The sequence below is a fragment of the Salipiger sp. ABF4_146 genome (genome assembly GCF_056161345.1).
In genome coordinates this window covers 13,465-33,861 of the sequence record NZ_JBSWYX010000001.1, presented here as the reverse complement: position 1 = coordinate 33,861, position 20,397 = coordinate 13,465, and the positions used below count along the sequence as shown (strand labels likewise).

Genomic DNA, 20,397 nt, shown 5'->3' with positions numbered 1-20,397 from the left:
CATGTATGAGGCCCTATTTCGCGACCACCTCAAACGGCTGAAAGAGGACGGCAACTACCGCCATTTCGCCGAGCTTGAACGTCATCGCGGCGACTTTCCCGCCGCAACCCATCATGGCGAGGGGCGCGAAGTCACCGTCTGGTGCTCGAACGACTATCTCGGCATGGGCCAGCACCCCGCGGTGCTGGACGCGATGCACGGTGCGCTCGACGCCTGCGGTGCCGGGGCCGGTGGCACCCGCAATATCTCTGGCACCACGCATGCGCATGTCTTGCTGGAGGCCGAACTTGCCGATCTGCACGGCAAGGACGCGGCGCTGCTGTTCACCTCGGGCTATGTGTCGAACTGGGCGGCGCTCGGAACGCTGGGGGCGCGCATCCCCGATCTGGTGATCCTGTCGGACGCGCTCAACCACGCCTCGATGATCGAGGGCATCCGCCACTCCAAGGCGCAGCGGATCATCTGGAAGCACAACGATCTGCAAGACCTCGAGCGCCACCTCGCCGTGCTGCCGCACGACCAGCCGAAACTCATCGCTTTCGAGAGCGTCTATTCCATGGATGGCGACATCGCCCCCATTGCCGAGATCTGCGATCTGGCCGAGCGCTACAACGCCATGACCTATCTCGACGAGGTGCATGCGGTCGGCCTCTATGGGCCGCGCGGCGGCGGCGTGGCCGAGCGCGAGGGGCTGATGCACCGCATCGACGTGATCCAAGGCACGCTGGGCAAGGCCTATGGCGTGATGGGCGGCTATATCGCCGCCTCCGCCGCCACCTGCGATTTTATCCGCAGCTTCGCGTCGGGCTTTATTTTCACCACCGCGCTGCCGCCTGCCGTGGCCGCTGGTGCCCGCGCCGCCGTGGCGCATCTCAAACACTCGGACGCCGAGCGCAAGGCGCAGCGCGCCGCCGTGGTTCAGGTCCGGGCCGAGCTCGACCGGATCGGCATTCCGCATCTGCAGAACCCAAGTCACATCATTCCGGTGATGGTCGGCTGCCCGCAGAAATGCCGCTACATCTCGGACCGGCTGCTGCAAGAGCACGGCATCTATATCCAGCCGATCAACTATCCCACCGTTCCGCGCGGCACCGAGCGGCTGCGCATCACCCCATCGCCGGTGCACACCGCGGCGCAAGTCGCCCATCTCACCGAGGCGCTCGAGGCGCTGTGGACCGAATGCCAGCTCGCCCGCCGGCCCATGGCCGCCCAATAGGCGGCGGCAATTTTCCCCCTCCGGCACGCCGCGCCCCCTTAACACCGGGGCGCGGATCGCCTATCTGCCCCGCATGAGCAAAACTCTTCATATCGTGGGCGGCGGCATGGCCGGGTCCGAGGCCGCATGGCAGGCGGCGCGGCTGGGTGTCGACGTGGTCATTCACGAGATGCGGCCCAAGGTGGAAACCTTCGCCCATCGCACCGGCAATCTGGCCGAAATGGTCTGTTCCAATTCCTTCCGCTCGGATGATGATGAGCAGAACGCCGTCGGGCTCCTGCACTGGGAGATGCGGCAGGCGGGCTCGCTGATCATGCACAGCGCCGATGCCCACCGGCTGCCCGCGGGCGGCGCGCTGGCGGTGGACCGCGATCCGTTCTCGGAAACCGTCACCGAAAAACTGCGCGCCCTGCCCAACGTTTCGGTGAGCGACGAAGAGATCACCGAACTGCCCGACGACGGTCACTGGATCTTCGCCACCGGCCCGCTGACCTCCGGCGCGCTCGGCAAGGCGCTGCAGGCAGAGACCGGGACCGAGGCGCTGGCCTTCTTCGACGCCATCGCGCCCATCGTTTATTTCGACACGATCGACATGGACACCGCGTGGCTGCAGAGCCGCTACGACAAGGGCGAGACCGAAGAAGAGCAAAAGGCCTATATCAACTGCCCGATGACCAAGGAGCAGTACGAAGGCTTCATCGATGCGCTTCTGGCCGCCGATAAGACCGAGTTCCACGAGGGCGAGACCGCCGGCTACTTCGACGGCTGCCTGCCGATCGAGGTGATGGCCGAACGCGGGCGCGAGACGCTGCGCCACGGGCCGATGAAGCCGGTCGGCCTGACCAACCCGCACAAGCCCGAGGAAAAGGCCTATGCCGTTGTGCAGCTGCGCCGCGACAACGCGCTCGGCACGCTCTACAACATCGTCGGCTTCCAGACGAAAATGAAATACGGCGCGCAGACCGAGGTGTTCCGCCGCATTCCGGGGCTGCAGAACGCCAGCTTCGCGCGTCTGGGGGGCATTCATCGCAACACTTTCCTCAACTCACCGACGCTGCTGGATTCGCAGATGCGCTTCAAGAGCCGCCCGAACCTGCGCTTCGCCGGGCAGATCACCGGCGTCGAAGGCTATGTGGAAAGCGCCTCGATGGGGCTCGTCGCGGGCCGCATGGCCGCCGCCGAGATCCTCGGCCAGCCGGTCGCCGATGTGCCGCAGGACAGCGCCCATGGCGCGCTCATCCACCACATCACCGGCGGCGCTGAGGCGAAGACCTTCCAGCCGATGAACGTCAACTTCGGCCTGTTCCGCCCGCTTGAAGGGCTGCGCGGCGGTCGCCGCGGCCGCAAGGACCGCTACAAGGCCTATACCGACCGCGCCAAGGGTGTCTGGCAGGAGTGGCTGGCCGCGCAGGAGGTGCCGGCATGAACTACGTGCTCGCCCTGCTGCTGCCGCCGCTGTCGATCCTGCTGACCGGGCGACCGATCCTGTCGATCGTGGTCTTTCTGATCTGGGTGCCGGCGATCATCTTCTCGGGCGGGCTGACGCATCCGATGTTCATCCTGCTGGCATGGGTGCTGATCTACCAGTCCGGCGAGGAGCGCCGCACCCGCCGCATCGAGAAGGCCTATCGCCGCGACGACGACTGATTTGCGTACGCGTTTCGCCCCCTCGCCCACCGGGCCTCTGCACCTCGGCCACGCCTATTCGGCGCTGCTGGCCGAGGGCATGGCCCGGGCGGCGGGCGGCGCTTTCCTCCTGCGCATCGAAGACATCGACAGCACCCGCTCCCGGCCCCACTGGGAGGCGCAGATCTACGATGACCTGCGCTGGCTGGGACTGACATGGGACGAACCGCCGATGCGCCAGTCGGACCGTCTGCCCGCCTATGAGGCGGCGCTGGACGATCTCTGGGCGCGCGAACTGATCTACCCCTGCCATTGCAGCCGCCGCGACATTCAGGCCGCCGCCTCGGCGCCACAGGAGGGCGCAGAGCCCGCCTATGGCCCGGACGGCCTTGTCTACCCCGGCACCTGCCGCAATCTTCTGGCGCCCGGCTATGGCGCCTTGCCGCGCCCACGCGGCGAAGCGCTGCGGCTGAACATGCACAAGGCGCTGGCGCAGATCGACGCGCCGCTGAGCTTCGAAGAAACCGGCGCCGGTCCCGCCGGAGAGACCGGCCCTATCGTCGTTGCGCCCGAGGTGCTGATCCACGGCATCGGCGACGTGGTGCTCTCGCGCCGCGACTTTCCCGGGTCCTACCATCTGTCGGTGGTGCTGGACGACGCGGCGCAGGGCATCACTCATGTCTTGCGCGGGCGCGATCTCTTCGAGGCGACCGCGATCCACGTGGTGCTGCAGCACCTGCTCGGGCTGGTGACGCCGGTCTACCACCACCACGATTTGATCCGCGACGCGCAGGGCAAGCGGCTGGCAAAACGCGATGACGCGCGGGCCATCGCCACCTACCGCGACAGCGGCGCAACGCCCGATGACATCAGACGGATGGTGGGGCTGGAGCGCTAAGCGGCTCCGCTGAAGAGAGTCATAGGGCTCCTCAGGGGCCCCCAGCTTTGGCGTTTCAGGGGCGTTTCAGGGGCTCCGCCCCTCGGCGCTGCGCGCCTCACCCCAGCGTATTTGGAAAGAGAAGAAGGACCTGGGTCTTTCATCTTTCCAAAAATACTCATGCCGGCGCGTCTCAGCCCTAGCCCACCGGTGTCATGATCTCCACTTCCTCGCCGCCGCGCAGCGCGGTGTAAAAGCAGCTGCGGCGGTTGGTGTGGCAGGCGGGGCCGGTCTGATCGACCACAGCGAGCAGGCAATCGCGGTCGCAATCCACGCGCAGTTCGACCAGCTTTTGAACATGGCCCGAGCTTTCGCCCTTCACCCAGAAGCTCTGGCGCGAGCGCGACCAATAGGTGACGCGGCCGGTCTGCAGCGTGCGTGCCACCGACTCCGCATTCATCCACGCCATCATCAGCACCTCGCCCGTGCCCTCCTGCTGCGCGATGCAGGGGATCAGACCGTTGGCGTCATAGACCAAAGTCGCAGGATCGAAGCTCATGATGAAATTCCTTTTTGCAGCCGCCGCGCACGCGCCCTATCTATGGGGGGCGAGCCGAAAGGGAAACCCATGTCCGCAGACACTTCCGCAGAAACCGACCTGATCAAGCTTTACTCGACGCGCATCCTTGCGCTGGCGGCAGATATCCCGCGGACCGAACGGCTGGACCATCCCGACGCCACGGTGAAGAAGCGCTCGCCGCTCTGCGGCTCGACCGTGACCGTGGATCTGTCGCTGCAGGACGGCAAGGTCAGCGACTACGGGCAGGACGTAAAGGCCTGCGCACTGGGTCAGGCGGCGGCCTCGGTGGTGGGCGATGCGATCATCGGCGCGACGCCCGAAGATCTGGCGCAGGCGCGGGACGCGCTGCGCGCCATGCTCAAGGACGATGGGCCAACCCCGCCCGCACCGTTCGACGGGCTTGAGGTGCTGCGCCCCGCCAGCGCCTATAAGAACCGGCACGCCTCGATCATGCTGGCGCTGGACGCCGCGACGGAAGCGGCCAACGAGGTCGCTGCCAAGCAGCGCGCCTGACCCCGCCCACGCCTGCGACCCCCTGAGACGGCGGCGCCGGGAACAGCGGCGCCGGGACAAGCCGGCGCCCTGACACTCAGACTTCCCCGACACACCCAAACAAAAAAACCGCCGCGTTCCCTGGGAGGAAGGCGGCGGCAGTGGCGTGTCTTGGTGGGCCGGAAAGACCGTTTTCAGCGCGTCCGGGGATCAGGCGACCCGGATGGGGAAACAGGCGCACGCATCGAGGGACAGGGATGCGTCGGCCGCCCGGCACAAGACCGCAGGCAGAAATCCAAAATTCAGAGCAGCGGCAGGTGCAGCGCGCCCACGAGGATGACGACGAGGGACAGTGCACCGATCATGTCCGCCACCAGCGATGCGCGCGACATCGGTTGCTGAGATTTGTACTGGGCGCGGGTCACGGTGGTGCGGATCATGGCAATCATCTCGGCTCTCCCTATGAGCGTGTTCTCATCATGTTCTCTGTTGCTCTTTTGTTCTCATAGCGGCCGAGTCGTGTAAAGAACTTTTTAAGAACATTGTGGGAACATCGGAGAACTCGGATAGGAACACACATGCTTCTCATGCGCCGCCCGGCGGCGCGAGAGAGGGAAAGTTAATTTTTTAAAAGGGGTTAGAGAACGTGCAGCAAGACGCTCAGCCGACGGAAATCAGCCCGATCGCCTCATCCTGCCGCATCAGCCACAGCAGCAGCCGCGCGGCGCGGCCGCGCTCTGACTGCAGCGCCGGGTCCTCGGCCAGCAGCTTGCGCGCATCGCTCTGCGCCATGGCCATCAGCCCCGACTGCGCCTCGAGGTCCGCGACCTTGAAGCGCGGCAGGCCGGACTGCGCGGTGCCGATCAGATCGCCCGCGCCACGCATCTGCAGATCGACCTCGGAGATGCGAAACCCGTCCTCGGTCTCGCGCAGCGTGGTCAGACGCTTCGAGCCGGTCTCGCTCAGCGGCGGCTGGTACATCAGCAGACAGGTCGAGGCCGCCTCGCCACGTCCGACCCGGCCGCGCAGCTGATGCAGCTGCGCCAGCCCGAAGATCTCGGCCCGTTCGATCACCATGATCGAGGCGTTGGGCACGTTCACCCCCACCTCGATCACCGTGGTGGCCACCAGCACCTTGGTCTCGCCCGCAACGAAGCGCGCCATGGCCGCGTCCTTTTCGGCGGGCGGCATCTGACCATGCACCAGCCCCGCCACCTCGTCGCCCAGCTGCGCGCGCAGCCGCTTGAAGCGTTCCTCAGCGGCGGTGAGGTCAGACACCTCGCTCTCCTCGACCAGCGGGCAGACCCAATAGGCCTGCCGCCCCTCGGCCACCGCCTTGCGCAGATGTTCGACCACCTCGCCCATGCGCTCGGTGGAGACCAGCGCGGTCTGCACCGGCTTGCGCCCCGGCGGCTTCTCGTCGAGCACCGAGACATCCATGTCGCCGTATTGCGCCAGCGCCAGGCTGCGCGGGATCGGTGTTGCGGTCATCACCAGCACGTCGGCGCCCTGCCCCTTGCGGCCCAGTTCCAGCCGCTGCCTCACGCCGAAGCGATGCTGCTCATCGACGATGGCAAGGCGCAGGGCGTTGAAAACCACGTCGTCCTGGAACACCGCGTGGGTGCCCACAAGGATGTGGATGTTGCCCTCTGCCAGCGCCTTGAGCTTGGCCTTGCGCTCGCCGCCCTTGTCGCGGCCGGTGAGGATTTCCACAACCACCCCGGCGCTCTCGGCCAGCGGCTGCAGCCCCTCGAGATGCTGGCGGGCGAGGATTTCGGTCGGCGCCATCATCACGCCCTGCCCGCCGGATTCGACCGCGACAAGCAGCGCCATGAAGGCGACCAGCGTCTTGCCCGCGCCCACGTCCCCCTGCAGCAGACGGTTCATCCGGCTCTCGTCGGCCATGTCGCCGGCGATCTCGTCCATGGCGCGCAACTGCGCGCCGGTGGGCCGGTACGGCAGCGCCGCAAGCACGCGGCGGCGCAGGTGGCCGTCGCCCATGGTGGGATGCCCCTTGCCACGGCGGCGGTTGATCCGCGCCAGCCCCAGCGTCAGTTGATGCGCCATCAGCTCGTCATAGGCGAGGCGCGCGCGGGCCGGGGCCGAGGGGCTGAGCGCGTCCATCCCGTCCGGCGCATGGGCCGCCTCGAGCGCCTCGTGCCAATCGGGCCAGCCCTCGCGGTCCTTCAGCGGGCCGTCGATCCATTCGGGCATCTGCGGCGCGCGTGTCATGGCATCGCGGATGGCGCGAGCCATGAGCTTTTGCGTGACCCCGGAGGTCAGCGGGTAGACCGGCTCGAAATCGGGCAGCGTATGCGCCTCGTCGAGCGGCAGGATGTGGTCGGGGTGGACCATCTGCGCCATGCCGTCGAAGATCTCGACCTTGCCGGAGACCAGCCGCCGCGAGCCTTCGGGCAACACGCGGGTGAGATAATCGGCGCGGCCATGGAAGAACACCAGCTGGAACGGCCCCTCGCCGTCCTCGACCTGAATGCGATAGGGCCGCCCCTTCACCGCGGGCTTCATGTGGCGCAGCACCTGCACCTCGACCGTCACCGTCCCCGACAGCACCGCCTCCTGCACCGAGGCGCGCGGGCGGCGGTCGATCACCGAATGCGGCAGGGTCAGCAGCAGGTCGCGCGGGGCATGCACGTCCAGCGCCTCGAAGGCCTGCGCGGTCTTCGGGCCGACGCCATCCAGCGTCTTGAGCTCGGCAAACAGCGGCCAGAGCGGTTCCGGGCGCTGGCTCATGCGGCGCTTCCCATCTGCGGTGTCACCCCCCGATCAGCGCCAGCCAGGCGTCCTCGTCCATAATCTCGATGCCAAGCTCGCGCGCCTTGGTCTCTTTGCTGCCAGCGCCGGGACCGGCGACAAGAATGTCGGTCTTCTTCGACACCGAGCCCGACACTTTGGCCCCCAGCGCCTCTGCGCGGGCCTTGGCCTCGGCCCGGGTCATCTTTTCCAGCGTGCCGGTGAACACCACGGTCTTGCCTGCCACGGGGCTGCCCTCGGTGGCCGGCCGCTCAGCATCCTGAATGTCGAGATGCGCCGCCAATCGGTCGATCGAAGCGCGCTCGGCCTCTTGGTTCATCGAGGTGACCAGCGAAACCGCCACGGTCGCGCCGATGCCGTCGATGCCAACAAGATCGTTCCACGCAGATTTCGCCTCAGCCGGCACCTGCGGCGCCTCGGCCCAGACCGCGTCCTGCGTTTCCTTGATCCGGGCGCGGCGGCCCTCGGCGGCAGCGGCCTTGCGCTCCGCCTCCACCGCGGCCTCGGCCTTGCGGTAGCGTTCGGCGGCGGGCAGCGCCTGATCGACGCCGGAAATCAGCGCATCCCAGCTCAGGTAATGCCGCGCCAAATCATTCGCCACGACCTCGCCCACGTGGCGCATGCCAAGCGCAAAGATCACCCGGTTGAGCTCGATCCGGCGGCGCGCATCGATCGCCTCGAACAGCTTGCCCGCGCTCTTCTCGCCCCACCCCTTGATCCGCGACAGCGGCTTTTCGGACAGGAAGCGAATGGCTTTCGGCAGCGCGTCGGGGTCGGTTTCGTCCACCGGCACCTCGAGTGCGCGCAGCACTTCGCCGTATTTCTCCCGCAGTTCCTCGGCGCGCCCCGCGTTGGCGAACTGGCGGTCGAGGAATGGCTCGAGGCCCGGCTTGAGCTTGTCGCCCGCCGCATTGCGCTCGGCCAGCGTGAAGATGTCGGCGGGCTCCTCGACCCAGTGGATGAAGTAGAACTGCTCGACCTGCTTGGCGCCCAGCCCGTCGATGTCGAAGGCCGCGCGCGAGACGAAGTGCTTGAGCTTCTCCACCGCCTGCGCCGGGCAGATCAGCCCGCCGGTGCAGCGGCGCACCGCGTCGCCCTCTTCGCGGATCGCCTCGGAACCGCACTCGGGGCAGACCTGCGGGAACGCGTAGGGCTGCGCATCCTCGGGGCGTTTGGTCAGATCGACGTCCGCCACCTTGGGGATCACGTCGCCGGCGCGGTAGACCTGCACCCAATCACCGCTGCGGATGTCCTTGGCGTTGCCCTCGGCATCGGGGCGGATCACCTCGCCTTTGGCGTCGCGCCCGGCGATGTAATCCTCGTTGTGCAGCGTGGCGTTGGAGACCACGACGCCGCCCACGGTCACCGGCGTCAACCGTGCGACGGGGCTAAGCGCGCCGGTGCGGCCGACTTGAATGTCGATCCCCTCAAGCCGGGTCCACGCCAGTTCGGCCGGGAACTTATGGGCGATCGCCCAGCGCGGCGTGGTGGACCGGAAGCCCAGCCGCCCCTGCAGCGCAAGGTCGTTGACCTTGTAGACCACACCGTCGATGTCATAGCCGAGCGTTGCGCGTTGCTCTTCGATCTTGCGGTAGTGCGCGATCATCTCGTCCGGGCCGTCGCAGAGCTGCGTCAGCGGATTGGTGACAAAGCCCAGCGCCTGCAGCCGCTCGATGGCCGCCATCTGCGTCTGCGCCAGCGGCGCCGACAACTCGCCCCACGCGTAGGCAAAGAATTTCAGCGGGCGGGCGCGGGTGATCTCGGCATCAAGCTGCCGCAGCGATCCGGCGGCGGCGTTGCGCGGGTTGGCGAAGGTCTTGCCGCCGCGGGCTTCCTGACGCTCATTGAGCGCTGCGAAATCGGCGTGGCTCATGTAGACCTCGCCGCGCACTTCCAAAACCTCCGGCGCACCGTCAAGCTGTTGCGGGATGTCATCGATCGTGCGGGCATTCCCGGTGACATTCTCCCCCTCGGCGCCATCGCCGCGGGTGGCAGCCTGCACCAGCACGCCCTTCTCGTAGCGCAACGAGAGCGAGAGCCCGTCGATCTTTGGCTCGGCTGTATAGGCCAGCTCGGCAAATTGCGACATGCCGAGGTAGCGGCGGATGCGCCCGTCGAACTCCGTCACCTCATCGGCCTCAAAGGCATTGCCCAGCGACATCATGCGCACTGCATGACGCACCTTCGAGAACCCCTCGGCCAGCGGCGCGCCGACCTGCTCACTGGGGCTATCTTCGCGCTTGAGCGCCGGGAAGCGCGTTTCAATGGCGAGGTTGCGCTGTTTCAGCGCGTCATAGTCGGCGTCCGAGATCTCGGGCGCATCCTCGGTATGATAGGCAATGTTCGCCTGCGAAAGACTTTCCGCGAGCCGTGCCAGCTCGTCGCGTGCCTCCGCTTCCGTCAGATCACCAACCGGTTTTTCCGCCACTTGCTGGGCCATTGCCGCATCCCTCGATCACGCCGTTTGGGGGACGTGATAGGGCGCGCGGCGGGGCGCGTCCAGTCAGCCGTTGACTGCCATGGCGCCAACCGGCGGCTCGGGATCGCGCAGCACGTAGCCGCGCCCCCAGACCGTCTCGATGTAGTTCTCATCGCCGGTGGCCTCCGAGAGCTTTTTACGCAGCTTGCAGATGAACACGTCAATGATCTTCAGCTCTGGTTCGTCCATGCCGCCGTAGAGATGATTGAGGAACATCTCCTTGGTGAGCGTGGTGCCTTTGCGCAGCGAAAGAAGCTCGAGCATCTGGTATTCCTTGCCGGTAAGATGCACCGGACGCTCTGCCACGGTCACGGTCTTGGCGTCGAGGTTCACCGACACCTTGCCGGTGCGGATGATCGACTGCGAATGCCCTTTCGATCTGCGAATGATCGCGTGGATGCGCGCCACAAGCTCGTCGCGGTGGAAAGGCTTGGTCAGATAGTCATCGGCACCGAACCCGAAGCCCTTGATCTTATTTTCGGTGTCGTCGGCCCCCGACAGGATCAGGATCGGCGTATTGATCCGCGCCAGCCGCAGTTGCCGCAGCACCTCGTGGCCGTGGATGTCGGGCAGGTTCAGGTCGAGCAGGATCAGATCGTAGTCGTAGAGCTTCGCCAGATCGATCCCCTCTTCCCCGAGATCGGTGGCGTAGACATTCAGATTGGCGTGGTTCAGCATCAGCTCGATGCTTTTCGATGTGGTTGGATCATCTTCAACCAGAAGGATTCGCATGGCTGTCTCCGCTTCTCTCTTACCCCTAGGACCGAGCCTGTCCCAAATTAGTTAATCGTTCTTTACTGCGACCTCGGGTTCCCTCGGCCAGTCTAGGGAAGACCGAGAGTAGTTCAACTTTAGAACGAAACCCAAACGGATAGCTCTCCTAGCCGAACGGCCCGTGCCGTGACACGGCTCATCCAGTGATGTGCCAGACGAGCGCGGCAAACGGGTTTTCCCAGTCGAGACGTAGCTCGAGCGGCAATATCCACTCACGGTGCCGGATCTCGAAAGCGTTGAACCAGCGTGGCTTTCAGAGCCTCTTCGCCATGTGCGGAAACGGCACGCACCCATTCTTCCAGCTCTTCGCTGCTTAGCGCGTAGTATTCCATTGCCTGCGTTTCGGTGAGCAACCCGTAGCGCACCGCCCGCACGACCGCCGCCTTGCGCGAGGCGACCCAGCGCCGCGTTTCGGGCGGCGGCAGATCAGCGCGGGTCATGATCGAACCGTCGGGCAAGGTCACGGCACGGGGGCCATCGATCTTCTTGAGGTACATCACCGTCGTCCCAGATGGTTCAAGTTCTGCCTGCAAGGCCCGTCTCTCCAACTTCGTGTCTCCCCAGCCCTGGCTCTCTCCCCCACACAAAGTGCCCACATCCACGAAGCACGGCCTCAAGATGCAAGGCCCCAAGACTCAAGGCCCCAAGACGCACAGCCTCTAGCCGCGTTGAGCCCCTGACAGCCCTTTTGGCAGCGGCCCAGCCCGCCCCCGAGCATTTTCGAAACGGCGCATTTTCGAAACGCGCGTTCCCGAAACGGCGCGCTGCCAAAGAGAGGCGCTCCCGTAGACAAACGATCCCGAAAAGGAGCTATGGGGGTAACGCATATTGGGCTTGCGTGATTTAATGCTGTCTAAAACGCGCCCTTGTTAGTATGAGGCATTTTCCTATATTCCCCCGGACTCCCGGAGATTGATGATGGCCCTCGATACCCAGACCCTGAACTCGCTTGGATTTGCGAAAGCCCCCGCCGACACGCGGGTTGTCGTCGCCATGTCCGGCGGCGTGGACAGCTCTGTCGTCGCCGCCATGCTGGCCGAAGAAGGCTATGACGTGGTGGGCGTGACGCTGCAGCTCTACGACCATGGCGCGGCCCTGGCCAAGAAAGGCGCCTGCTGCGCCGGCATCGACATCCACGATGCCCGCCGCGTGGCCGAGCAGATGGGCTTCCCGCACTACGTTCTGGACTACGAGAACATCTTCAAGGATGCGGTGATCGACGAATTCGCTGAGAGCTACCTTGGCGGTGCCACCCCGGTGCCCTGCATCCGCTGCAACGAGCGGGTGAAGTTCAAGGACCTGCTGGAAACCGCCAAGGACCTTGACGCAGACTGCATGGCCACCGGCCATTACATCCAGCGCATGACCGGCGATGAGGGCCCCGAACTGCACTCGGCCGCCGACGCCAACCGGGACCAGAGCTACTTCCTGTTCTCGACCACGCCCGAGCAGCTGTCGTATCTGCGCTTCCCGCTGGGGCATCTCAAGAGCAAGGCAGAGACGCGCGAACTGGCGGCCAAGTATGGCCTGTCGGTGGCTGACAAGCCCGACAGTCAGGACATCTGCTTCGTGCCCGACGGCAACTACGCCTCGGTGATCGAAAAGCTGCGCCCTGGCGCGGCGGAACCGGGCGAGATCGTGCATGCGGACGGTCGCAAGCTCGGCACCCACAAGGGCGTCATCCACTACACCATCGGCCAGCGCCGCGGGCTTGGCATTGGCGGGCTGGAAGAGCCGCTCTATGTGGTCAAGCTCGACGTCGACAACAAGCAGGTGATCGTTGGCCCGAAAGAGATGCTGGCGACCCGTAAGGTGCCGGTGCGCGAGATCAACTGGCTTGGCGATGAGCCGTTCACCAGCCGGGACGAATGGCACCTGAAGGTGAAGGTCCGCTCGACCCGCCCGCCGCGCGATGCGATCATCCGCCCGATCTCGGACACCGAGGCCGAGGTCGAGTTGCTGACCCCCGAAGAAGGCGTCAGCCCCGGTCAGGCCTGCGTGTTCTACGCCCCCGAAAGCAGCCGCATCTTCGGCGGTGGCTGGATTTGGCGCGGCTACTGACGATCGACCGCGCCGCGCCGCGCCTGCGCCCCATCGTGACAAGGCCCATCCTTTCGGTGAAAGGATGGGCCTTTGCGTGTCATGGCTGAGCCGTCTGACTGAACGCCGGATCCTGAAGTCGCTTGCCGAGGGCAAGCTGCAGGGACTGCAGGGGGAAGGACACCCGTTGCCCGACCGCAGCGGCGAGGCGCATCTCGTCCCCGGCGAGGCCATGGGATTTCGCATCATGCCCGAAGCTGGTGCCCTGACCGAAGAAATCACCCTGAAAAAGCAGGTGGCGCAGCAGCGCGACGCTCTCACCGCGCTCAGAAACCCGCAAGCGCGGCGCGCGGCGATGGCGCGGCTGGCGGAGCTTGAGATGCGGCAGGCGATGGCCGAGGAGGCGCGCAGGCGGTTTCTGCGCGATTGATCCCCCGGATCATCCCGCCACCGCGCCGAGCGCGTAGACAGCCGGCGCGTCAGCCAGTTCCTCTATGCTCAGCGGCGGCGCGATGAGATGCCCCTGCCCGGCGTCACAGCCCATGGCCCGAAGGTAGCTCAACTGGCCCGGCGTCTCGATGCCTTCAGCCACCACCCGAAAGCCGAAACGGCGCGCCATGCTCAGGATCGCCTCGACCACCGCGCGATCTCGCGGGCGGGCGCTGAGGCCCTGCACAAACTGACGGTCGATCTTCAGGATGTCGATCGGCCAGATGCCAAGATGGCGCAGGCTTCCGTAGCCGGTGCCGAAATCGTCGAGGGCGATCTTTGCGCCACGGGCGCGCAGATCGCGCAGCGCCTCGAACACTCCGCCGCCGGTTTCGCCCAGCATGACGGTCTCGGGCACTTCGATCACCAGCACCTGCCAGCCCAGCCCCAGATCTTCGAGAAGCCTGCCAAGGTCCTCGGCGAAATCGCGGTTGGTCAGGTCGAACCGGGTGACGTTGATCCCGATGCGCAGAGGCTGCCCCGCGGTACCGTGGGGCTGCGGCAAACGGCTGAGCCATTCGGCGGCCTGCCCGATCATGCTCCGCGTCAACTGCTCGGCCAGCACCGGGCTTTCGAAGATCGGAGAGAAAAGCTCCGGGCCGACAACCTCGCCGCCTGGCCCCTGCCAGCGGGCCAAGACCTCGTAGCCGGAGCAGTGCCCCGTTGCGAGATCGACCACCGGCTGAAACACCGGCCGCACCTCTCCGGCGGCCAGCGCGCCGGAGAAGTTGCGCATGAGATCGCGCAGGCTGAAGCGCAGATGGCGGCGGGGATCGAACAACAGATCGGCGCCGCGCCCGGCCCGTTTGGCCGCGTAGAGCGCCGTATCGGCAAGCTCGAACAACGTGTCGTAGGTTTCTGCCTGCCGCGGAAACAGCGCCGCACCGATACTCACGCTGCCTAAGTCCGGCTTGCCCAAAGATTCGCCGACGCGCTGCAATGCAGCCTGACAGCGCCGCAGAACGCTTGCCAGCACCGGCTCGGGATCGCTTGGCAGACGCAGCAGCGCCGCGAACTCATCCCCGCCCATGCGGCCGATCCGAGCCTCTGCGGGCAAGCTTCCGCGAAGCGCCCCGGCGATGGCGCGCAGGTAGGCATCGCCAAACTGGTGCCCGTACAGATCGTTGATGTCCTTGAAGTGGTCCACGTCGAACAGCACCAGCGCCTGCGCGCTGCGCCCGGCCGCAAGATCATCGCGGGCGGCAGCACCAAAGGAGGTGGCGTTCTCGAGCCCGGTCAGCGGGTCCTTGCGCAACCGGCGCTGCAGCTGCGCGGTATGACGATCCAGCGCGGCCAGATCCCGCGCCATGGCCAGCTTGCCGCGGCGCTCCGACAGCAGCGCCGCCAACAGCGCATGAAAGTGATGCGCCCCCTGCTCAGCCTGCTCCGGCGTTGTCCGACCCGCGTCATATCCAAGTAAAAGCTCCCCCAACAGCAGGCCACATGCGCCGGTGATGCGTCTGTGCAGGAAAAGATACGTGACCCCGCCCACGACACGTTCGGCCATGGGCTCTGTCAGGCCCGCACGCGCTGTCGCCGGGTTGGCACGACGCGTCTCGGCAGCGGTGCGCACAATATCCTTCATGCAGTCGGCCAGCGGTCCGCTGAGGGGTGCGGCCATGCGCACCGCGCGATGCGCCACGATGTCCGGCGAAAGATCGATGACACAGGCCTCGGCGCCGGTCAGCGGCAGCGCGGCAGCGCCGATCCGGTCAAGCAGGGAGTCGAGTTCCGAAATCGGAAGGTCGCTCTCGGTGCCTAACAGCCCAATATGCGGCAGACTGTTCATTTCTGCGCCCCTCCCGCGCGTCTGAACCCCTTAAATATCGTCAATCAAACCAAGGCAGCGCGTCGCGCTGCCGGATCTGGAAAAACCTCCCGGCCTAGGTCGGGAGGTTCCATCAGGTTTGATCGGAAAAATTAAGAAGTCGTTAAGACCCGCGGGCCACGCCCGACAGCGTCAGAGGTAATCCGAGCGCTGCAGGCCGTATTTGGCCATCTTCTCGTTCAGCGTGCGGCGCGGCAGGCAAAGCTCGTCCATCACCGAAGAGATCGAGCCCTTGTGACGGCGCATGGTATTGTCGATCAGCATGCGCTCGAAGGCTTCGACGTATTCCTTCAGCGGCTTGCCCTCCGTGGTCATCACCGGCTGCATGTCTTCGTGGTCGTTCATCAGCAGCGACGCGATGGTGCCCGTGCCGCGGCGCGACTGCAGCACCGCGCGCTCGGCAAGGTTGATGAGCTGGCGCACGTTGCCCGGCCATGGCGCTTGCAGCAACTGCGCCGCCTCCTGCGCCGAAACCTGCGGCGCGTCGCAGCCGTATTCGTCCGAGAACTGCTCGGAGAAGCGGGTGAACAGCGACAGGATGTCCTCGCCGCGCTGGCGCAGCGGCGGCACGGTGATCTTCAGCGCCGCGAGCCGGTAGTACAGGTCGGGGCGCAGCGCGGTCTCGCAGGTGCGGCCCTCGTCCTGCAGGTTGCAGATCGCCACGATGCGGGTCTCGGGCGGGGTGCCCTGATCGTTGATCACCGACAGCAGCCGCGCCTGCGACGCGTCCGACAGGCTTTCGATGTCCTCGAGCACCAGCGTCCCGCCGCGCGCTTCCTCGATCGCCGGCAGACGGGTGTCCTCGGGCTGCATCGGGCCGAACAGGCGGCGCATCAGCGCGTCCTCATCCATCGCCGCGCAAGAGATCAACACGAACTTCTTGCCGGCGCGGCTGCCGACCGCGTGCAGCGCGTGGGCGATCAGCGTCTTGCCGGTGCCGGTCTCGCCATCGATCAGCACATGACCATCGGCCTGCCCCAGATCCAGCACATCCTCGCGCAGCCGTTCCATCGCCGGGCTCTGACCGATGAGCTTGCTCATCAGCTGGCCGCCGTCCGAAAGCTCGCGGCGCAGCACCCGGTTGTCGAGCGTCAGGCGGCGGGCGTTGGTCGCCTTCTTCGCCAGTTCCGACATGCGGTCGGGGTTGAAGGGCTTTTCAAGGAAGTCATACGCGCCGATGCGCATCGCTTCGACGGCCATCGGCACGTCGCCGTGGCCGGTGATCATGATGACCGGCAGCGCGGAATCATTGCCCATCAGCTTGCGCAGCAGCTGGATGCCATCCATGCCGGGCATGCGGATATCCGAGATCACGATCCCCGGATAATCGGCACCGACCGCGCCAAGCGCCTCTTCGGCGCTGGAATAGGTTTCGGTGTCGTAGCCCGACAAGGCCAGCCATTGGCTGATCGACTGGCGCATGTCCTTTTCATCGTCGACGATGGCGATCTTCATGGCTTTGGTCATTCGGTCTGGTCGCCTTTTGTTGTGTTCTTCTTACGCGGTGTCGTACTCGTCATGGCGCGCGGCTCACTCTGCCGCCGCGTGGCTCTGGTTCAAGATAGGCAGCTGCATCTCGAAAACAGCCCCGCCCTCGGTTCCGTTCCGGGCCGTGAGCCGCCCGCCCAGATCGGCGACGATCCCCGAAGAAATCGCGAGCCCGAGGCCGGTGCCGTCGCCGGGCTGCTTGGTGGTGTAGAACGGCTCGAACAGCGCATCGAGATCCTCGATCCCGTGGCCATTGTCGCGCACGCTCAGCGTCGCGGTCTCGCCGCTGGCGAGGATGATCTCGATCTCGGGGTTGGCCACCGACTTGGTGGCGTCGATGGCGTTGCGCAGCAGGTTCACCAGAACCTGCTCGATGCGCATCCGGTCGCCCATCACCCGCACCGGCACATCGGGCAGGATCTTGCTGATGCGGACGCGCCGCGCCTTGAGTTGCGGCTCCATCATCGACAGCGAGGAGGCCAGCGCCTCCCCCATATCCACCGGCACGAAATTGGCCTGCCCTTTGCGGGCATAGCTTTTGAGCTGGCGGGTGATCGCCCCCATGCGCTCGATCAGGTCATCGATGCGCGAAAAGGCGGTCATCGCCTCCTCGGGGCGGTTGCGGTTCAGCAGAAGCCGCGCCCCGGCAAGATAGGTCTTCATCGCCGCCAGCGGCTGGTTCAACTCGTGGCTGACGGCGGCGGACATCTCGCCAAGCGCGGCGAGCTTCGAGCTTTGCTCCAGCGTCTGCTCGGCGCTGGCCAGATCCTTCTGCACCTTCTCACGTTCGGCGATCTCGCGCTGCAGACGGGCGTTGAGCGCGCGCAACTCGACGCTTTCGCGCTGGAACAGCGCCATGCGCAGCGCGGTCTTGCGCGACAGCGCGTAGAACGCCAGCGCCGCCAGCAGAGCAAAGGCCATGATCTCCAGCGCCAGCACCGCGTTCACCTTCTCGCGCACCGAGGCGTAGGTGGTGAAGGTCGCCATGGTCCAGCCGCGGAACGGGATACGCCCGTCGATGCGCATCACCGCCTCGCCGCGCAAATAGGCGTCAGCGGGCAGCGCGGTCCAATCGGCGGTGGCCTTGATGGCGCGCTCTATGGCGTTCTCGGCGGGCTGCCGGGCCAGCGCCTCGTCCATCGTCAGCCCGCGCCAGCGCGGCTCGGTGGCGAGGATGATGTGCCCCTCGGAGTCGAGCACCGCGACGGCGTCGGTAATCCCCGCCCAAGCCCGTTCGAACTTGGCCAGATCGACCTCAACCACGATCACCCCGATGGCGGAGTTCTGGCTTTCCACCCGGCGCGAATAGGTGAAGGCGTAGCCGCCCGCCTCGCGCTCCTGCACGGTGAAGACGGTGGTATTCGAACGCAGCGCGTCGACGTAATAGGCCTCGCCCCGGTGGTTCTGGCCCAGCCGGTTGCGGTCGGTCGCCGCCACGGTGCGCCCGTCACGGTCGAGCAGCATCAGCGAGGCCGCGCCGATCTCGTCCACATAAGAGATCAGGCGCTGCGTCGACTGGCTGAAATCATTGGAGTTGAGCGCGCCGATCAGCGCCGGGTCGCGCGCCAGAAGCTGCGGCACGATGGCGTTGCGGCGCAGTTCCGAAAGGATGTTGCCGGAATAAAGCGCCAGCCGCAGTTCGGCGCGGTTGCGCGTCGAGGCGGTGGAGCGGTCGGTCAGCAGAACGTTGGTGATCCACACCGTGCTGACCGCCAGCACCAGCAGCACGATCAAGGCAACCCGCACCCGCCAGCTAAGCGGGCCCGAGCGCCTGCGGTCTTTTTGATCGTTGGCGGGCTCCGACATGGCGCCCAATTTACGCGCCGCGTGCCGCCTTCTCAAGCGTTGCCGGTCAAGCCTCGGCCAAAGCGGCGGTCAAATGGGCGAAAAGACGCGCACCATCCTCATTGCCCTGCGCCGGATCGCAGGCCCGCTCGGGGTGCGGCATCATCCCGAGAACACGGCGGTTTTCCGAAAGGATGCCCGCGATGTCACGGTCCGACCCGTTGGGGTTGTCGCTGTAGCGGAAGGCCACGCGGCCCTCGTCTTCCAGCATGTCCAGCGTCGCCGCGTCGGCGGTGTAGTTGCCGTCGTGGTGCGCGATCGGAATGCCGATGCGCGCGCCCATCTCGTAGCCGCGGGTGAACACCGACTGGCTTTCCGCCACCTCGAGCCCCACCGTGCGGCAGATGTACTTGAGATTGGCGTTGCGCAGCAGCGCGCCCGGCAGCAGCCCGGTCTCGGTGAGAATCTGGAAACCGTTGCAGACACCGAAGACGTAGCCGCCTCGCTCGGCGTGCGCCTTCACGCCGCGGCAGATCGGCGAGTTGGCGGCGATGGCACCGCAGCGCAGGTAGTCACCGTAGGAGAAGCCGCCCGGCAGGCCGACGATGTCGATGCCTTCGGGCAGCGCGGTGTCCTTGTGCCAGACCATCTCGACCTGCAGCCCGGCCTGCTCGAAGGCCATCTTGAGATCGCGATCGCAGTTCGATCCGGGGAAGACGATGACGGCGGCTTTCATGGGCACTCTCCTGAACGGCCTCGCGGCGCGCTGCGGCGCCGCCCCCGCGTCAGCGGGTGAAATCGGTGATCACGGCCACACCCGGAGGCGTCGGCCCGTTGAACGCCGCCAGTTCCGCCCCGGCCTGGCTGAGGGGAATCTCGCGCGCGATAAGCGGGCTCATATCCACCTTTCCGCGCGTAATCAATCCAAGCAGCGACGGATAGCGATGCGAGGGCATGCCGCGGGTGCCGTAAAGCGCCAGATTGGCCATGTAGACGGCGTTCATATCGACCTCCTGCACCGCATGATGGCCCACCGGCATGCCCACCTGCACGTGCCGCCCCAGCGCGCGCAGGCAACGGATCGAGGCATTGACGGTCTGCGGAATGCCCAATGCCTCGACGCTGACATGCGCGCCGCCGCCGGTGATCTCTTTGATCCGCGCCGCGGCATCTTCCTCGGCAGCGTTCACCGCGGCATCCATGCCGAGCGACAGCGCGTGATCCAGCTTTTCCCGCACCACGTCCACCACCACCACATGCGCGCCAAGCGCCCGTCCGAGGATCGCCGCCGAGAGCCCGATGCCGCCGGTGCCATGCACCGCCAGCCACTCGCCGCCCTGCAGCGCCGCGCGCCCGGTGAGCGCGTGCCACGCGGTGGTCACGCGGCAGCCAAGTCCCGCCGCCAACGTCGGCGACATGCCCTCGGGCAGCCGGGCAAGGTTGAAGTCGCGCGGCACGGCAACGTATTCGGCAAAGGCGCCGGGCTCGACGAAGCCCGGCAGGCGCTGGTCAAAACACGTGTGCTGATGCCCCTCGCGGCACTGCGGACAGGTGCCGCAGGCAAGGATGAAAGGCGCCACCAACGTATCCCCCACCTGCCACTGCGAGCCCCGCCCTGCTTCGACCACCTCGCCGCAGTACTCATGCCCCTGAATCTGCCCCGGCTTGACCCGCGGATGCTCGCCCGACCAGCCGTGCCAGTCCGAGCGGCAGACCCCGCAGGCCAGCACCTTCAGCACCACCCCGTCCTCGGGGCACTCGGGCATCGGCACCTCCTCGATCGACAGGTCGGCGTTGTATTCCCTCAGCACAGCGGCACGCATGAATGATCTCCTCCAAAAACTGCGATCACAGAACGACAGACCTTGCCAAAACACAAGCCCCTGCGCGCGCGGCGCCGGTCGGCCTGCCTCCGGCGGGGATATTTTGGTCTAGACGAAGTACGGAACGT

The 20,397-nt window shown here is 66.1% G+C and carries 18 protein-coding genes; 7 read left to right on the top strand and 11 right to left on the bottom strand.

Annotation, left to right across the window (positions count from 1 at the left end):
• The first annotated feature begins 1 nt into the window (after position 1).
• The 4 genes from hemA to gluQRS all read left to right on the top strand — a co-directional run bounded on the left by hemA (position 2) and on the right by gluQRS (position 3,740).
• The gene (gene hemA, locus ACXAJT_RS00165; RefSeq protein ID WP_475231675.1) at positions 2-1,216 is read left to right on the top strand and encodes a 5-aminolevulinate synthase; all 1,215 of its coding nucleotides are present in this window, start codon (positions 2-4) and stop codon (positions 1,214-1,216) included.
• Between the two features lie 73 nt (positions 1,217-1,289).
• Positions 1,290-2,642, top strand: a complete 1,353-nt coding sequence (trmFO, locus tag ACXAJT_RS00160) for a methylenetetrahydrofolate--tRNA-(uracil(54)-C(5))-methyltransferase (FADH(2)-oxidizing) TrmFO (RefSeq protein WP_475231673.1) — start codon at positions 1,290-1,292, stop codon at positions 2,640-2,642.
• Entirely contained in the window at positions 2,639-2,863 is a 225-nt protein-coding gene (locus tag ACXAJT_RS00155; RefSeq protein ID WP_475231671.1) for a hypothetical protein, read from the top strand. The genes trmFO and ACXAJT_RS00155 overlap by 4 nt, the downstream gene beginning before the upstream one ends.
• Before the next feature lies 1 nt (position 2,864).
• On the top strand, positions 2,865-3,740 hold the full coding sequence (gluQRS, locus tag ACXAJT_RS00150) for a tRNA glutamyl-Q(34) synthetase GluQRS (protein ID WP_475231669.1): 876 nt from the start codon (positions 2,865-2,867) through the stop codon (positions 3,738-3,740).
• A 178-nt stretch (positions 3,741-3,918) separates the two neighbouring features.
• Here gluQRS and hisI read toward each other — a convergent pair whose 3' ends face one another.
• Entirely contained in the window at positions 3,919-4,278 is a 360-nt protein-coding gene (gene hisI / locus ACXAJT_RS00145) for a phosphoribosyl-AMP cyclohydrolase (protein WP_475231666.1), read from the bottom strand.
• Positions 4,279-4,347: 69 nt separating this feature from the next.
• On the opposite strand from hisI, the gene ACXAJT_RS00140 reads away from it, so the two are divergent.
• Positions 4,348-4,812, top strand: coding sequence for an iron-sulfur cluster assembly scaffold protein (locus ACXAJT_RS00140; RefSeq protein ID WP_475231663.1), 465 nt, complete (start codon positions 4,348-4,350; stop codon positions 4,810-4,812).
• 281 nt (positions 4,813-5,093) lie between these two features.
• On the opposite strand, the gene ACXAJT_RS00135 is transcribed toward ACXAJT_RS00140, so the two are convergent.
• From ACXAJT_RS00135 to sciP, 5 genes are all read right to left on the bottom strand, one after another.
• The gene (locus ACXAJT_RS00135) at positions 5,094-5,240 is read right to left on the bottom strand and encodes a hypothetical protein (protein WP_475231659.1); all 147 of its coding nucleotides are present in this window, start codon (positions 5,238-5,240) and stop codon (positions 5,094-5,096) included.
• 211 nt (positions 5,241-5,451) lie between these two features.
• On the bottom strand, positions 5,452-7,542 hold the full coding sequence (gene recG / locus ACXAJT_RS00130; protein WP_475231657.1) for an ATP-dependent DNA helicase RecG: 2,091 nt from the start codon (positions 7,540-7,542) through the stop codon (positions 5,452-5,454).
• 22 nt (positions 7,543-7,564) lie between these two features.
• Positions 7,565-10,003, bottom strand: a complete 2,439-nt coding sequence (ligA, locus tag ACXAJT_RS00125) for an NAD-dependent DNA ligase LigA (protein ID WP_475231655.1) — start codon at positions 10,001-10,003, stop codon at positions 7,565-7,567.
• Between the two features lie 63 nt (positions 10,004-10,066).
• The gene (gene ctrA, locus ACXAJT_RS00120) at positions 10,067-10,774 is read right to left on the bottom strand and encodes a response regulator transcription factor CtrA (protein ID WP_475231653.1); all 708 of its coding nucleotides are present in this window, start codon (positions 10,772-10,774) and stop codon (positions 10,067-10,069) included.
• A 254-nt stretch (positions 10,775-11,028) separates the two neighbouring features.
• Positions 11,029-11,313 carry a CtrA inhibitor SciP gene (gene sciP, locus ACXAJT_RS00115; protein WP_475231651.1) on the bottom strand — a complete coding sequence of 95 codons (285 nt, stop codon included), beginning with the start codon at positions 11,311-11,313 and terminating at the stop codon, positions 11,029-11,031.
• 421 nt (positions 11,314-11,734) lie between these two features.
• Between sciP and mnmA the strand changes: the two genes are divergently transcribed.
• Positions 11,735-12,877 carry a tRNA 2-thiouridine(34) synthase MnmA gene (gene mnmA / locus ACXAJT_RS00110; protein ID WP_475231649.1) on the top strand — a complete coding sequence of 381 codons (1,143 nt, stop codon included), beginning with the start codon at positions 11,735-11,737 and terminating at the stop codon, positions 12,875-12,877.
• A 76-nt stretch (positions 12,878-12,953) separates the two neighbouring features.
• Positions 12,954-13,286: a DnaJ family domain-containing protein gene (locus ACXAJT_RS00105; protein WP_475231645.1), complete on the top strand. Its 333-nt coding sequence runs from the start codon at positions 12,954-12,956 to the stop codon at positions 13,284-13,286.
• A 9-nt stretch (positions 13,287-13,295) separates the two neighbouring features.
• Here the strand turns inward: ACXAJT_RS00105 and ACXAJT_RS00100 are convergent, their stop codons facing one another.
• From ACXAJT_RS00100 to ACXAJT_RS00080, 5 genes are all read right to left on the bottom strand, one after another.
• Positions 13,296-15,134 (bottom strand): putative bifunctional diguanylate cyclase/phosphodiesterase, encoded by a 1,839-nt coding sequence (locus ACXAJT_RS00100; protein WP_475231643.1) that lies wholly within the window; start codon positions 15,132-15,134, stop codon positions 13,296-13,298.
• Between the two features lie 171 nt (positions 15,135-15,305).
• Positions 15,306-16,640, bottom strand: coding sequence for a sigma-54-dependent transcriptional regulator (locus tag ACXAJT_RS00095; protein ID WP_475231641.1), 1,335 nt, complete (start codon positions 16,638-16,640; stop codon positions 15,306-15,308).
• A 63-nt stretch (positions 16,641-16,703) separates the two neighbouring features.
• On the bottom strand, positions 16,704-18,467 hold the full coding sequence (locus ACXAJT_RS00090; protein ID WP_475231638.1) for a sensor histidine kinase: 1,764 nt from the start codon (positions 18,465-18,467) through the stop codon (positions 16,704-16,706).
• A gap of 46 nt (positions 18,468-18,513) precedes the next feature.
• Entirely contained in the window at positions 18,514-19,182 is a 669-nt protein-coding gene (purQ, locus tag ACXAJT_RS00085; RefSeq protein WP_475231636.1) for a phosphoribosylformylglycinamidine synthase subunit PurQ, read from the bottom strand.
• Between the two features lie 49 nt (positions 19,183-19,231).
• Positions 19,232-20,269 (bottom strand): zinc-binding dehydrogenase, encoded by a 1,038-nt coding sequence (locus tag ACXAJT_RS00080; protein ID WP_475231632.1) that lies wholly within the window; start codon positions 20,267-20,269, stop codon positions 19,232-19,234.
• Positions 20,270-20,397 lie beyond the last annotated feature (128 nt).